Below are 14,431 nucleotides of genomic sequence, written 5' to 3'. Positions count from 1 at the left end.
CTCTCCGTATTGATACGGCGAGTGGGCTACGCGCAATTCGTGGCGCCACAAGGGAGAATATGATGAGCCAGAAATTAAAAATCGTTACTATCGGCGGCGGCAGCAGCTATACCCCTGAACTCCTCGAAGGATTTCTCAAGCGTTATCACGAGCTGCCGGTTACGGAGCTGTGGCTGGTGGACGTGGCGGAAGGGCAGGAGAAGCTCGATATTATCCACGCTCTCTGCGAGCGGATGGTCGAAAAAGCCGGCGTTCCGCTGAAAGTCTACAAAACCCTGGATCGCCGCGCGGCGCTGGAAGGCGCGGACTTCGTCACCACTCAGCTGCGCGTTGGCCAGCTGAAGGCGCGTGAGAAAGACGAGCGTATCCCGCTTAGCCACGGCTATCTTGGCCAGGAAACGAACGGTGCCGGCGGCCTGTTCAAAGGCCTGCGCACCATTCCGGTGATTTTTGATATCGTTAAAGATGTGCAGGAGATCTGCCCGGACGCGTGGGTGATTAACTTTACCAACCCGGCGGGAATGGTGACCGAAGCCGTGTATCGCCACACGGGCTTCCGGCGCTTTATCGGCGTGTGCAACATTCCGATCGGCATGAAAATGTTTATCACCGACGTGCTGCGCGTGAGCCCGAGCGATGAGCTGAATATCGACCTGTTTGGCCTCAACCACCTCGTGTTTGTCCGCGACGTGCTGGTGAACGGCGTATCGCGCTTTGACGAACTGCTGGACGGCGTCGCCTCCGGCAGCCTGAGCGCCAACTCGGTGAAAAACATCTTCGACTTGCCGTTCAGCGAAGGGCTGATCCGCTCCCTGCGCCTGATCCCGTGCTCCTATCTGCTGTACTACTTCAAGCCAAAAGAGATGCTGGCGATTGAAATGGGCGAGTACTATAAGGGCGGCGCGCGCGCTCAGGTGGTGCAGAAGGTGGAAAAACAGCTCTTCGAGCTGTATAAAAACCCGGATCTCAACGTTAAGCCGAAGGAGCTGGAGCTGCGCGGCGGAGCCTATTACTCCGACGCGGCCTGCGAAGTGATCAACGCTATCTACAACGATAAGCAGACCGAGCACTACGTGAATATCCCGCACAATGGGCACATCGATAATATTCCGGCCGACTGGGCGGTGGAGATGACCTGTACGCTCGGCCGCGATGGGGCGAAGCCGACGCCGCGCATCACCCATTTCGATGAGAAAGTCCAGGGGCTTATTTACACCATCAAGGGCTTTGAAGTGGCGGCGAGCCAGGCGGCGATAAGCGGTGAGCTGAACGATGTTCTGCTGGCGCTCAATCTGAGCCCGCTGATTCACTCCGACCGCGATGCCGAAATGCTGGCGCGTGAAATGATCCTCGCGCATGAAAAGTGGCTGCCCAACTTTGCGGCGACGATTGCGAAACTGAAACAGTAACGGGAGCGGCTGATGGAACGCGTGTTAATCGTTAATGCCGACGATTTTGGCCTCAGCAAGGGGCAGAACTACGGCATTATTGAAGCCTGCAAGAACGGGCTGGTGACCTCCACCACGGCGCTGGTTAACGGCGCGGCGATCGGCCACGCGGCCCAGCTCAGCCGCTGCGTGCCCGAGCTGGGCGTCGGGATGCACTTTGTCCTGACGCTGGGCGAGCCGCTCTCCGCGATGCCGGGTCTCGTCCGTGAAGGGCGTCTGGGGAAGTGGATCTGGCAGATGGTGGAAGAGGGTAGCCTGCCGCTGGATGAGATCGCGCACGAGCTGGAGTGCCAGTATCGCCGGTTTATCGAGCTGTTTGGCTGTGAACCGACGCATATTGACAGCCATCACCATGTGCATATGATCGCGCCGGTGTACCCCATCGTGGCGGCGTTTGCCCGCGAGAAGGGCGTGGCGCTGCGTATTGACCGCCAACTGGCGCAGCGCGACGGCCTGGATCAGGATGCGGCGCGCAGCAGCGAGGGTTTTGCCAGCGAGTTCTACGGGGAGGCGATTTCTGAAGCGCTGTTGCTGCAGATCCTGGATGATTCAATCCAGCGGGAAGAAGCGTCGCTGGAGGTGATGTGCCATCCGGCGTTTATTGACCACGCCATCATGAGCAGCGCCTACTGCCACCCGCGGCTGGCGGAGCTGGAGGTGCTGACCTCCGAGGCGCTGAAATATGCGGTTGCCGAACGCGGCTATCGTCTCGGTACCTACCGCGACGTCTAAACAATGGGTTTGCCGGTGATAAGGGCCCGACGGCGGTGACGCCGCCGGGCCTTTTACTATGCCGGGATCGTCGCCGTTTTCCCGCTTCTGGACCACACCCGATGCGCCTTCATCAGGGCTAACAGATTATCCATCGCCGGTGAGTCGACGGCGTCGGTCTCGACAATCCCTTCTTCGCCCTGGCTGGCAACCTGAAGCAGCGACTTGAACTGTCGCGCATCGCCGGCCAGCAGAATGGGCTTCAGGTGTTTGTAGGCCTCCAGCAGATAGTACTGCGCGTCGCCGCTGGCGCTGAGGCTGGCCGCATTGCCGCCGGGAACAATCACCGCATCCACCGTTAGCGAAGGCGAGCCGGCATAGGTTCCGGCAACGGGTAGCAGGGTCCCGTCATCGGCGCTGACTTCCCCCATCCGTGAGAAAAGTAGCTTAGCATGGACGCCTTTCGCCCGCAGGGCCTGCAGGAGAGTAAGCATCTCCTGGGCAAGCGGACGGTCGTTGAGCAATACCGCCACCACGCGGCCTTTGACCTCTCCGTCGGGAATGGCGTACAGGCTCAGAGAAGGATCTTTTTTCAGGCCGTTGACGTCCGCCGGCGGCGTGATGGCGCGCTGGGCGTCGCTAAGCGCAATACCGAGATTTTTCCCTACCGCCTCCGCCAGCCGGATATCGATATGGGCCAGCTGATCGACCATCCGCTCACGGATCCAGGTTCTGACCACCTTACTCAGCTCAAAGCTGAAGCCGTCGATAATGTGCTGCTGCTCAAACGGGGTCTGGCTGCGCCAGAAGAGCAGCGGATGCGAATAGTATTCGCCGAAGGAGGGGCTGCGCTGGCGAATTTTTTCGCCATCCACGCGCTCGGCGTAGGATTCAAAGCCGCCGCGCCGGGGAGCGGGTGGCGTTTCGCGCGGCCAGTTATCGCCGATCGAATTTGGCTCATAGTTGGCGGGATTGGTGTCGATATCCATCCGGTGCATGCCATCCCGCTGGAAGTTGTGGTACGGGCAGGTGGGCTTGTTGATCGGGATTTCATGGAAGTTGGGCCCGCCAAGGCGGCTGATTTGCGTGTCGGTATAGGAGAACAGGCGCCCCTGCAGGAGCGGGTCGTTGCTGAAATCGATCCCCGGCACAATATGGCCTGGATGGAACGCCGCCTGTTCGTTTTCGGCAAAGAAGTTATCCGGGTTGCGGTTGAGGACCATTTTGCCCACCCGCTGCACCGGCACCAGCGCCTCGGGGATCAGCTTGGTTGGGTCCAGCAGATCGAAGTCGAAGGCAAACTCATCCTCTTCGGGGATCAGCTGCAGGCCGAGCTCATACTCGGGGAAATCACCGGCTTCAATGGCTTCCCACAGATCGCGGCGGTGGAAGTCGGGATCGCGCCCGGTCAGCTTTTGCGACTCGTCCCAAATCAGCGAGGCTTTGCCCGCCACCGGCTTCCAGTGGAAGCGGACGAAGGTGGCCTTACCCTGGGCGTTTATCAGGCGGAAGGTATGGATCCCAAAGCCCTCCATCGTCCGGTAGCTGCGCGGCAGCCCGCGATCGGACATCGCCCACATGACGTTATGCAGCGTTTCGGGCTGCAGGGAGACGTAGTCCCAGAAGGTGTCGTGAGCGCTTTGCCCCTGCGGCATGGCGCAGTGCGGTTCGGGCTTCACGGCGTGGACGAAGTCAGGAAATTTCAGCGCGTCCTGGATAAAGAAGATCGGCGTATTGTTGCCCACGAGGTCGAAAATCCCCTCGTCGGTATAGAACTTGGTGGCGAATCCGCGGATATCGCGCACCGTATCGGCGGAGCCGGCGCCGCCCTGCACGGTAGAAAAGCGGACAAATACCGGCGTTTTCTTTGCCGGGTCGGCGAGAAAATCGGCTTTGGTGACGTCGCTCAGGCTGCGATAGGCCTGAAAATAGCCGTGTGCGGCCGAACCGCGGGCGTGGACGATCCTCTCCGGTATGCGTTCGTGGTCAAAGTGGGTAATTTTTTCGCGCAGGATAAAATCTTCCAGCAGCGTCGGGCCGCGGTTTCCCGCGCGCAGGGAGTTCTGATCGTCGGCGATGCGGACGCCCTGGTTGGTGGTGAGCGGGAAATTTTCCCCGCCTTTACGCTGGCTCTGTAGGGCGTCAAGCTTGTCGCTGTGCGTATCGGGTGCTTTCAGGCTGCCGGGGGCGGTTGGCTCTTCGCCAGGGGCGGTGGGGTGCGGGGTTGGGCGCCACTGCTGGTCATCAGGGGCCAGCGAGTCAAGACCGGGTTTCGCTTCGCGGTCATCGTCTACAGACGGTAGGGGGTACTGCGGGTTATGGTGTTTATCAGACATTGCTCGTCTCCTGTTTCCATTACTGAAAATGGTCGTTGCTGAACCAAAACCCTTCTAACTATAGAACATTACGGCCATCGTGCCTTGCTGGAGCAAAACGAGCGGCAAGAGGGGGCGACGCAAAGGGGGATTTTCGGCTATGATGGCGGTTCTGTTCCCGCTTTGTTTAGTGAATCCATGAGCTATGAAAACACTTCGCCAACAAAATCGCCCTGTCATTAGCTACGTGCCTCGAGCGGAGCCAGCGCCGCCGGAACACGCCGTCAAAATGGACGGTTTTCGCGATGTGTGGCTGCTGCGGGGGAAGTACGTTGCCTTTATTTTGCTCGGAGAGCACTTTCGTCGTTCTCCGCCGTTTAGCGTGCCGGAATCGGCGCAGCGCTGGGCGATGCAAACCCGGCAGGAAAACGAACTGGCTCCCTGAGCGCAGAATTGAGCAATAAAAAAACCGCAGGTAGCGCGCGCTATCTGCGGTTTTTTTTATCCCGGTCTGAGGCTAGCGATGCGCCAGTTCGGCGTTGTCTTCGCTCTCAAGAATGGTTTTATCGGTCTGACGCAGCCACTGGCTGGTCAGGGTCCCGGCGGTCATTGAGCCGTTGACGTTCAGCGCGGTGCGGCCCATATCGATCAGCGGCTCAACCGAAATTAACAGCGCGACCAGCGTTACCGGCAGGCCCATCGCCGGCAGAACGATCAGCGCGGCGAAGGTTGCGCCACCGCCAACGCCGGCGACACCGGCGGAGCTCACGGTCACAATGCCGACGAGGGTGGCAATCCACAGCGGATCGAGCGGGTTGATCCCGACGGTGGGGGCGACCATCACCGCCAGCATGGCCGGATAGAGGCCGGCACAGCCGTTCTGACCAATCGTGGCGCCAAAGGAGGCGGAGAAGCTGGCGATAGATTCCGGGACGCCCAGACGACGGGTCTGCGCTTCCACGTTCAGCGGAATAGACGCGGCGCTGGAGCGGCTGGTGAAGGCAAAGGTCAGCACCGGCCACACTTTACGGAAGTATTTCAGCGGGCTCACGCCGTTCACCGCCAGCAGCAGTCCGTGGACCACGAACATGATGCCAAGGCCGAGGTAGGAGGCGACAACAAAGCTGCCGAGCTTGATGATGTCCTGCAGGTTGGAGCCCGCCACGACTTTGGTCATCAGCGCCAGTACGCCGTACGGCGTCAGCTGCATCACCAGGCGCACCAGCTTCATCACCCAGGCCTGCAGGGTATCGATGGCGGTCAGAACGCGCTGGCCTTTGGCGACGTCATCCTTCAGCAGCTTCAGAGAAGCGACGCCGAGGAAGGCGGCAAAGATAACGATGCTGATGATGGAGGTCGGGTTAGCGCCCGTCAGGTCGGCAAACGGGTTCTTCGGCACGAAGGAAAGGATCAGCTGCGGAACGCTGAGGTCCGCGACCTTACCGACGTAGTTGCTCTGAATAGCGTTCAGGCGGGCGGTTTCCGCGCTCCCCTGTACCAGCCCTTCGGCGGTCAGGCCAAACAGGTTGGTCACCAGCACGCCCACCAGGGCAGCGATAAGGGTGGTGAACAGCAGGGTGCCAATGCTCAGGAAGCTGATTTTACCCAGCTGCGAAGCGTTGTGCAGGCGCGCGACGGCGCTCAGAATAGACGCGAACACCAGCGGCATGACGATCATCTGCAGCAGCTGTACGTAGCCGTTGCCAACGATATTGAACCATTGAATGGAATCTTTCAGTACCTGGCTGTCGGAGCCGTAAATCAGCTGTAGCGCAAGACCGAATACGACGCCAATGACCAGACCGACCAGCACTTTTTTGGCAAGGCTCCACTGTTTGTGGCGGGTTTGGGCCAGCGCAAACAGCAAAATCGCGAACACGATAACGTTCGCTATAAGTGGAAAGTTCATCCCCGTTCTCCTGATATCTTTTTATTACCTGGGCTGGCCTGTGGACCAGCTCTTATGGCGCAAGGTTAGCAGAAGCGGAATTCATTCCTTATATTCAAATGGAATTGATTATAACTAATTTGATATTTCGTTTATTTATCGCCCGGTCTGCTGACTAATAAAGCGATTGAAGGTTATCTGCAGCGTATTAATCATGCCGGACGACCAGCGAACGGCGCTATTATCGGCGAAAGTCTGCGGCATCCACACCGCGTAGACAAACAGCGCCATGCACAGCGCGCGCTCCAGCTGGTTGCCCTTGCGCGGCGCCAGGATGGGCAGGCGAAAACGCCAGCGGCAGGGCCACAGCAGCGGCACCCCGGCGGGGGTCAGCATATCGGCAAGAATATGGCTGAGATAGCCGAGCACCAGCCCCTGCAGCGCGTCGGCGGGCACAAACCAGCTTTCCGGGACTTTCAGATAGAACAGGGTGATCGCCGCGAATACCGCCAGCAGGCTGTGGGTGAATCCCCGATGGCCAAACGCGCGCGCCACCGGCCTGGAGACCCAGCTCAGCCGCTGGCCGAGAAATGATTTAGGGTGATCGATATCGGGCAGCAGGCAGGTCAGCACCGCGGACGGGACGATATGCCACCAGTCGCCCTGTGCCAGCACGGGCGTGAGTTCCGCATTTTTAGCAAATACCGCACAGGCGATAGAAAAGAAGAGATGGCCTTCCGCCGTCATGATAAAAACCCTAAACTGTCAATTCATACAGTATAGGGTTTTTATACAGTGTGTGAAAGAGGTGACGGTGTAACTCTTTGTCACAAAATTGTCAGCGTGCCAGCCACCCGCCGTCCACCGCCAGGGTGTAGCCGTTCACGTAATCCGCCGCGGCGGAGGCGAGGAACACCACCGGTCCCTGCAAATCGTCCGGTCGCCCCCAGCGCCCGGCGGGGATGCGGTCGAGGATCTCTTTACTGCGCTCGCTATCGTCACGCAGCTGTCGGGTATTATTGGTCGCCATATAGCCCGGCGCGATGGCGTTAACGTTAATTCTATGTTCCGCCCATTCGTTGGCCATCAGGCGGGTCAGGCCGAGCACGCCGCTCTTTGAGGCGGTATAGGAGGGGACGCGAATTCCGCCCTGGAAGGAGAGCATCGAGGCGATGTTAACGATCTTGCCGCCGCCGCCCTGCTGAATAAACTGCCGGGCGACCGCCTGGGATAAAAAGAACACCGACTTCAGGTTGAGGTTCATGACGTCGTCCCAGTCGCGCTCGCTAAACTCGAGCGCGTCGGCGCGACGAATTGTTCCGGCATTGTTGACCAGGATATCTATCCGCCCCATGGCGGCAACGGCTGTCGCCACGATTTGGCTTATCTCGTCCTGGCGGCTGAGATCCGCCTGAATCGCGCTGAAGCGGCGGCCCAGCGCCCGGACTTTTTCTGCGGTTTCGTGCGGGACCTTACGGTTGACGCTGACGATATCGCACCCGGCTTCGGCAAGCCCGACGGCCATTCCCTGACCCAGTCCAGTGTCACATCCCGTCACGATCGCGACCTTACCCGTAAGATCGAAGGCGTTAAGTCCCATATGTCCCTCCGTATGCTGATGTATGCGTGAGTACACGCCGTTACAGCCAGCATAGAGGCACCTGCGGGAAAATACAATTAAAAATGAAACGGTGTTTTATTTTATGTGATGAGGCAGCCGCTGCTCCCTCATCACGCCGGCATGTTAGCCGCGCAGGTCGCTGACGCTAAGCGCCGCCAGCGTCGTTAGCTGAACGTCGGCGAGGGCAAAGCGACGGTCGTGGCTATGCTCCTCGGCGGGGATCACGATTGAGCGCATGCGCGCCGCTTTACAGGCGATCATGCCGTTAATCGAGTCCTCCAGCGCCACGCAGTGCATCGGGTCGACGCCGAGCTTTGCCGCGCAGTCGAGATAGACCTGCGGATGCGGTTTGCTGTAGGTCAGCAGTTCGGCGGAGGCCAGGGCGTCAAACTGGTCGCGCAGCTCAAACATGGTGAGCACTTTTTCCAGCATCCGCAGCGGCGAGGCGGAGGCGAGGCCGATCTTCAGCCCCTGGGCCTTGCACAGCGCCACGGCTTCGCGCACGCCCGGCAGCAGCGGGCGCGAGGCTTCCACCAGCTCAATGGCCCGGCTGATGATACGCGCGGTGACGTCGGCGCGATCCGGCCCGGTCCACGGCTGCTGTGCAAACCACAGGTCCACCACTAAATCGATGCGTAACCCGAGAATATCGGGCAGTTCGCCGCGACGGCTGGTATCTACCCCGAGGCTGGCTATCACCTCCAGCTCCGCCTGATCCCATAGCGGCTCAGAATCAATCAGTAATCCATCCATATCGAAGATTGCGGCATGAATTTGGCGCCTGGCTGACATATGTCCCTCTCCTGTAGCGTAAGTCGATAACCAATTTGCGTTCATGGTATATCATACCGCGCTTTATTGGGCGAAATTCGCCAGTGAAGGTAGACTTAGAACCTGACCGGTTGGTTCTTGGCAGTGAAGGCGTCTTAAACAAGGGGAACCCATGACGTATCAACAAGCTGGACGCATTGCAGTACTTAAACGTATTTTGGGGTGGGTCATCTTTATTCCGGCGATACTATCGACGCTGATTTCCGTACTGAAGTTTATGTATGAGCACAGCGAGAAGAAGCCGGGTATTGACGCGGTGATGATGGATTTTGCGCACGTCATGATTGAAATGATGCGTTTTAATACGCCGTTTCTTAACTTTTTCTGGTACAACTCGCCGCTGCCGGACTTTAAGCACGGCCTCAACGTTGGCTTCTGGATAATCTATATTCTGGTCTTCGTCGGGATGGCGCTGCAGGCATCCGGCGCGCGCATGAGCCGCCAGGCGAAGTTCCTTCGTGAAGGGGTTGAGGATCAGCTGATTCTGGAACAGGCCAAAGGTGCGGAAGGTCTGACGCGGGAGCAAATCGCCGAACGTATCGTGGTGCCGCGCCACACCATCCTGGTGCAGTATTTCCCGCTGTACGTTCTGCCGGTGGTGATCATTATTATCGGCTACTTCTGCTTTTCTCTGCTCGGCTTCCTGTAAGCGATAAATTGCCCGGCACGCCGGGCAATGTGTCACTCGCCGGGAATGGCGCGCGGTTTGCCCTGGTTATCCACCGCCACGTAAATAAATAGCGCTTCCGTTGCCTTGTAGCGCTGGCCAATAGGCTCAGATGAGACCTTTTTCACCCACACTTCGATATTAATGGTGATAGAAGTATTGCCGCGCTTTACGCAGCGAGCGTAGCAGCACACCACGTCGCCGACGGCCACCGGGCGCAAAAAGGTCATGCCGTCCACGCGGACGGTAACCACGCGGCCGTGGGCAATCTCTTTGGCCATAATCGCGCCGCCGATATCCATCTGCGACATCAGCCAGCCGCCAAAAATATCGCCATTCGCATTGGTATCTGCCGGCATTGCCAGGGTGCGTAAAACCATTTCGCCCTTCGGGACGAGATCCGTTGTTGTCATTCTGTACTCTGTCAGGGTCAATGAAGATCTGGCGCGATGCTACTATGAAAACCGCCGCGTGAGAATAGCCGTTGCTGCTCTGGCCGTTAGCCAGCGCCGGGCCGGCTAAAAAATTAAGGGGTATGGAAAATGTATGACGGCTAAATCATACTCACTTCCTCTGTATAAGTTGAGGACGCGGGCATGAACGACGATTTCCAGGCGATAAAAGATGAATTCGAGAAGCACGGGGAAGAGGCCGGGGAAGGGATCGCCCAGGCAATGTACGGGGCCTTATCGCAGCGCCTGGCGCCTTACTTCTTTAACCTGGATGACATCAATAAGCGCAGATTTCTCATCAAGTTAGATGAGGGAGAAAAAGAGATCGGCACGCGGCAGAAGTATGACTGGTTTGCCGCCCTCAGCAGGAGCAAACCCTAGGCCGGATTTTGCCGCAAACCCTGCGCTGCGGCGAAAAAAAAGCACGCTTTGCGTTTTTTGAATCCGCAGGCGTGCTTTTTAGCGTTAAACGCGCAATCAGCGCGACGGGCCTTTATCGATTACTTGTCATCCTGCGGCATATGGCGGTAGATATAGACGCCGCTCAGCAGGGTGAAGACCAGGGTCAGGGCGGTCAGGCCAAAGACCTTGAAGTTGACCCAAATGTTCTGCGGCAGCCAGAACGCAATGTAGATATTCGCCAGCCCGCAGAGGATGAAAAACACCGCCCAGGCGAGGTTTAAACGTGACCACACGTGCTGCGGCAGCGTCAGCTCTTTGCCGAGCATGCGCTGAATCAGCGGCTTTTTCATGACCCACTGGCTAAACAGCAGGGCGCCGGCGAACAGCACGTAGATAACGGTCACCTTCCATTTAATAAACTCGTCGTTATGGAAGAAGATCGTCAGGCCGCCAAAAACGGCGACCAGCACGAAGGTGATCAGCGCCATTTTCTCAATTTTGCGATAGCGCACCCAGGTGTAGATCAGCACCACCGCGGTGGCGACAATCAGCGCCGTGGTGGCGGCGTAGATATCGTAGAGCTTATAGAATGCGAAGAAGACGACCAGCGGTAAAAAATCCAGAAACTGCTTCATGCATAGGTTCCGTAGTTCAGAGCGGGTCGGGAGGTTTCCCGACCCTGGTTAAATTTAGTTGCGGATAAGCATATACAGGCGGAATAAATAGATCAGCAACAGTGCGGAAATCAGGTTGCTGATGGTATTGATAACCACCGCGCCGACGTTTGGCGTCAGCACCGCAAAGCTGGAAGCCAGCAGCAGCAGCGCGGTTTTGGCCAGCAGCCAGCCGAGCACCGCCGGCGCCACCAGGCGCATATTTGCCCACGCCAGGCGGATGCTGCCGCGCATAGCGCTGAGGATCCCCAGCTTATCCTGCACCAGCATAATCGGAGCAAAGGCCAGCACGATGGCTAACAGCACGCCCGGCACCAGCACCAGCATCATCCCGATCTGCACCAGGAAGGTGGTGAACAGGATCAGCAGCAGCAGCTTTGGCAGAACCGGCGCCGCGGCGCCAATCGCGCGCAGAGCGCTGACGCGCTGCCCGGCAGAGACCAGCTGAATTATCAGCAGCACGCCGCCTGCAAGGATGGCGTTACCCACCAGTCCGGAGAAGGTTGAGGCCGCAGAGGCGCGCAGCAGAACCTGCTGCTGCTCCGGCGTCATGTTCTGTACCAGCTCAAACAAGCCTGCGCTACCCGCCAGATTATCGCCTTCGCTCAGAATCGAGAGCTGCTCTTCGCTGGGTGAAAACGCGTGACCAAGGACTACCGTTATTAGCGCGCACAACAACGCAACCAGCAAAATGGTAATGAACTGATTACGAAAAAAATTTCCCGTGTCACGGTAGACGGACTTCGCCGTGATAGACATGCACTCTCCTTGAGTATTGCAGGTGTTAACTAGCCGGCGATTGTACCGCAAATCGCTTCAGCGTAGCAGCCTCTGCTCACGCCAGGCTAAGTATATCTTTGTAAAGAGGAGTGAGCGCCGTATCCCGCTGAGTATGGCTTTTGCCGCGGGCGCTGTCGCCGTAAAAGCGGGGCGCCGGTGCGTCGGCGACGAAATATGGCGAAAATTGATCTGCTTAATCATTCGCTTATTGCATCCTGCTGTAAAAATTAATCTGGATCAACAAATGTTAAAACTAATGATTTTGTGTGATCTATGTTGGATCAAACTTAACTCATTGTGGGTATATTCTCCGCGCTGAATAACCATAATGAGGAAGTGGATATGAAGAAGTTAGCAGCGGTAGGATTAATTTTGAGTACGCTTTCCGGGGGCGTCTGGGCGCACGAAGCCGGAGAGTTTTTCATTCGCGCAGGTTCGGCCACCGTGCGTCCGACGGAAGGTTCTGACAACGTGTTAAATAGTCTGGGCAGTTTTAACGTCAGCAATAACACGCAGCTGGGATTAACCTTCACCTATATGGCGACAGATAATATCGGCATCGAGCTGCTGGCGGCCACGCCGTTTCGCCATAAGGTCGGCACCGGCCCGACGGGCACTATCGCCACGGTACACCAGCTGCCGCCAACCCTGATGGCGCAGTGGTATTTTGGCGATGCGCAAAGCAAGGTGCGCCCTTATATCGGCGCCGGTATTAACTACACCACCTTCTTTAACGAAGACTTTAACGATACCGGCAAAGACGCCGGGCTCTCCGATCTGAGCCTCAAGGATTCGTGGGGCGCCGCCGGGCAGGTAGGTCTGGACTATCTGATTAACCGCGACTGGCTGCTCAATATGTCGGTGTGGTACATGGATATCGACACCGATGTGAAATTTAAGGCCGGCGGCGTGGACCAGAAAGTCAGTACCCGCCTGGATCCGTGGGTGTTTATGTTCTCTGCGGGATACCGGTTCTGAATTCTTCTGCAAAACTCCAGTAAAACTGGTCATTATATGACCAGTTTTTTCCATTCTTTTCCGCGTGAGTCATTGTACCTGTCGGTCATTGTTTTGTTCGTATGACCGAGCAGGATCTGAGTGTTTACACCCTGTTCCCGGTACCTTCAATGCGTCAAAGCCGGTTTCAAGAAGTGCAATAATGACGGATATCTTATTCAGACTGCCAGTAAAGCGGTGAACCGAACGCGTCAAGGTAGTAATCGATAATCGTCCGAACGTTCAGCGGAGGGTGGCGGGTATTCGGATAGATTGCCGCGATGTGCTGCGGCTCCGTTTTTATGGACTTGTCGAGATCCGGCAGCAGCCCGACAAGCTCACCACTCTTTAGCCGGTCTCCAATCAGCCAGTCAGGAAACAGCACGATTCCCATCCCTCCGAGTGCAGCAACCAGCAGAGTTTCAGCATTATTGGATGACATCAGGGGCGAGACGGGATAGTGCACCCATTCCTCTTCCTGCCTGCGCAGCAACCAGCGGTTTGCTCCTGATGAACCTCGATAGACCAAACATTTATGACGTGCAAGCTCTTCAGGTGATTCAGGCATGCCATGCCGGCGGATGTAATCCGGTGACGCGGCAAGATGATAGAACTGCTGGCCAAACACGCGTGCATGAAATGAGGAATCTGTCAGCGCGCCAATCCGGAAAATTACGTCAGCCGGGTCCCTGTGCGGATCGATATAATCATCGGTCAATGTGAGCTCAATGCTGAGCCTCGGATATCGCTCAGTCAGGCCGGGTAACGCTGGTGCCACATGCCGCTGTCCAAAGAACACCGGTGCGTTTATGCGGACCATTCCTGAAGGCTCAAGTGCTCTCTCGTTGAGTTCCCGCCGCGCCTCCTCCAGACTTCCCGTCATGGCCCGCGCATAGCGTATGAAAAGATGGCCGCTTTCCGTCGGGATGATCGCCCGGGTATTGCGGTAAAAGAGCTGCTGCCCGAGCGCATCCTCCATCTGATGGATGACGCGCGATACCTGAGAGGCTGATATCCCTTCCCGCCGCGCCACCACAGAGAAATTCTGCGCTTCATAAACGTCTATAAAAATCAGCAGGGTGCGTATGCTGATGTTTCTTGGCTCATTCATTAATGCATATTCTACACAGGTGTTTAGCTTATTATGGCATTTTTCTCATTCATGTTAAGGCGTAATCTTCTCCGTCTGAAGAACTGGAGATTGATTGCTATGCAACTGATACTGATTTTAATTGTAATTGCCGGAGGCATGGGACTGTCCGTAGAGGCAGGATTGCTCGGGCCACTGGGTGGGAAGGTCGGTGACCTCTGGGCCACCTTCAGCGTATTTGGCGTGGGCGCGGCGCTGACCTTCCTGCTGATGCTGTTTTTCAGCCCGCGTAACAGCCCGTCATTCTTTGCGCAGCCTTCCTGGCACCTGCTTGGCGGCGTACTTGGGCCGATTTACGTCATCATCCTGACCGTGGCAACGCCGATAATCGGCATTGGCATGACCATGATCGGCATCCTGGCAGGCCAGGTCTCCAAGAGCCTGATTATTGACCACTTCGGCCTTCTCGGTACGCGGCACAGGAAAATTGACAGCAAACGCTTCATCGCGCTGATTTTCATCATTACAGCGCTGGTTATGGTTGCACAGGGGTAAG

The 14,431-nt window shown here is 57.3% G+C and carries 16 protein-coding genes and 1 pseudogene; 7 read left to right on the top strand and 10 right to left on the bottom strand.

Translation table 11 applies throughout. The features are described from left to right. Positions 1-62: 62 nt before the first annotated feature. Together HCK03_RS15865 and chbG are read left to right on the top strand one after the other, a co-directional pair. Entirely contained in the window at positions 63-1,409 is a 1,347-nt protein-coding gene (locus HCK03_RS15865; RefSeq protein ID WP_167691877.1) for a 6-phospho-beta-glucosidase, read from the top strand. 12 nt (positions 1,410-1,421) lie between these two features. Beyond that, positions 1,422-2,180: a chitin disaccharide deacetylase gene (chbG, locus tag HCK03_RS15860; RefSeq protein ID WP_167691876.1), complete on the top strand. Its 759-nt coding sequence runs from the start codon at positions 1,422-1,424 to the stop codon at positions 2,178-2,180. A gap of 56 nt (positions 2,181-2,236) precedes the next feature. Here the strand turns inward: chbG and katE are convergent, their stop codons facing one another. Then, positions 2,237-4,495: a catalase HPII gene (katE, locus tag HCK03_RS15855; protein ID WP_167691875.1), complete on the bottom strand. Its 2,259-nt coding sequence runs from the start codon at positions 4,493-4,495 to the stop codon at positions 2,237-2,239. A gap of 184 nt (positions 4,496-4,679) precedes the next feature. Between katE and cedA the strand changes: the two genes are divergently transcribed. Beyond that, complete coding sequence (gene cedA, locus HCK03_RS15850) at positions 4,680-4,919, top strand: cell division activator CedA (RefSeq protein ID WP_041145143.1); 240 nt, start codon at positions 4,680-4,682, stop codon at positions 4,917-4,919. Between the two features lie 72 nt (positions 4,920-4,991). On the opposite strand, the gene HCK03_RS15845 is transcribed toward cedA, so the two are convergent. The 4 genes from HCK03_RS15845 to hxpB all read right to left on the bottom strand — a co-directional run bounded on the left by HCK03_RS15845 (position 4,992) and on the right by hxpB (position 8,775). Then, the gene (locus tag HCK03_RS15845; protein WP_076945358.1) at positions 4,992-6,383 is read right to left on the bottom strand and encodes an L-cystine transporter; all 1,392 of its coding nucleotides are present in this window, start codon (positions 6,381-6,383) and stop codon (positions 4,992-4,994) included. Between the two features lie 135 nt (positions 6,384-6,518). Continuing rightward, positions 6,519-7,109: a metal-dependent hydrolase gene (locus HCK03_RS15840; protein ID WP_041145145.1), complete on the bottom strand. Its 591-nt coding sequence runs from the start codon at positions 7,107-7,109 to the stop codon at positions 6,519-6,521. Positions 7,110-7,200: 91 nt separating this feature from the next. Then, positions 7,201-7,962, bottom strand: a complete 762-nt coding sequence (gene kduD, locus HCK03_RS15835) for a 2-dehydro-3-deoxy-D-gluconate 5-dehydrogenase KduD (protein WP_167691874.1) — start codon at positions 7,960-7,962, stop codon at positions 7,201-7,203. 144 nt (positions 7,963-8,106) lie between these two features. Then, a complete protein-coding gene (gene hxpB, locus HCK03_RS15830) occupies positions 8,107-8,775 on the bottom strand; it encodes a hexitol phosphatase HxpB (protein ID WP_115193052.1) in 669 nt (222 codons plus the stop codon). A 151-nt stretch (positions 8,776-8,926) separates the two neighbouring features. Between hxpB and HCK03_RS15825 the strand changes: the two genes are divergently transcribed. Next, complete coding sequence (locus HCK03_RS15825; protein WP_076945361.1) at positions 8,927-9,463, top strand: YniB family protein; 537 nt, start codon at positions 8,927-8,929, stop codon at positions 9,461-9,463. Between the two features lie 32 nt (positions 9,464-9,495). Here HCK03_RS15825 and yciA read toward each other — a convergent pair whose 3' ends face one another. After that, on the bottom strand, positions 9,496-9,894 hold the full coding sequence (yciA, locus tag HCK03_RS15820) for an acyl-CoA thioester hydrolase YciA (RefSeq protein ID WP_041145149.1): 399 nt from the start codon (positions 9,892-9,894) through the stop codon (positions 9,496-9,498). Positions 9,895-10,077: 183 nt separating this feature from the next. Between yciA and HCK03_RS15815 the strand changes: the two genes are divergently transcribed. Beyond that, on the top strand, positions 10,078-10,314 hold the full coding sequence (locus HCK03_RS15815) for a hypothetical protein (protein ID WP_041145150.1): 237 nt from the start codon (positions 10,078-10,080) through the stop codon (positions 10,312-10,314). 119 nt (positions 10,315-10,433) lie between these two features. On the opposite strand, the gene HCK03_RS15810 is transcribed toward HCK03_RS15815, so the two are convergent. Both HCK03_RS15810 and HCK03_RS15805 read right to left on the bottom strand, forming a co-directional pair. Then, positions 10,434-10,970 carry a septation protein A gene (locus tag HCK03_RS15810; protein ID WP_045855040.1) on the bottom strand — a complete coding sequence of 179 codons (537 nt, stop codon included), beginning with the start codon at positions 10,968-10,970 and terminating at the stop codon, positions 10,434-10,436. A 54-nt stretch (positions 10,971-11,024) separates the two neighbouring features. Further along, a complete protein-coding gene (locus HCK03_RS15805; RefSeq protein WP_167691873.1) occupies positions 11,025-11,768 on the bottom strand; it encodes a YciC family protein in 744 nt (247 codons plus the stop codon). 363 nt (positions 11,769-12,131) lie between these two features. Between HCK03_RS15805 and ompW the strand changes: the two genes are divergently transcribed. Beyond that, on the top strand, positions 12,132-12,767 hold the full coding sequence (ompW, locus tag HCK03_RS15800; protein ID WP_041145153.1) for an outer membrane protein OmpW: 636 nt from the start codon (positions 12,132-12,134) through the stop codon (positions 12,765-12,767). 32 nt (positions 12,768-12,799) lie between these two features. On the opposite strand, the pseudogene HCK03_RS26485 reads toward ompW, so the two are convergent. Then, positions 12,800-12,910 (bottom strand): annotated as a pseudogene (locus tag HCK03_RS26485) (integrase); the annotation flags it as partial. A 50-nt stretch (positions 12,911-12,960) separates the two neighbouring features. Further along, the gene (locus HCK03_RS15795; RefSeq protein ID WP_167691872.1) at positions 12,961-13,896 is read right to left on the bottom strand and encodes a LysR family transcriptional regulator; all 936 of its coding nucleotides are present in this window, start codon (positions 13,894-13,896) and stop codon (positions 12,961-12,963) included. 99 nt (positions 13,897-13,995) lie between these two features. Here HCK03_RS15795 and HCK03_RS15790 point away from each other — a divergent pair, with 99 nt between their 5' ends. After that, complete coding sequence (locus tag HCK03_RS15790; RefSeq protein ID WP_041145155.1) at positions 13,996-14,430, top strand: DMT family transporter; 435 nt, start codon at positions 13,996-13,998, stop codon at positions 14,428-14,430. Position 14,431 lies beyond the last annotated feature (1 nt).

Source organism: Klebsiella terrigena (assembly GCF_012029655.1).
In the GTDB taxonomy this organism is placed as follows: Bacteria; Pseudomonadota; Gammaproteobacteria; order Enterobacterales; family Enterobacteriaceae; genus Klebsiella; species Klebsiella terrigena.
The sequence above is the reverse complement of the archived record's forward strand: the minus strand, read 5'-3'. Positions and strand labels throughout refer to the sequence as shown.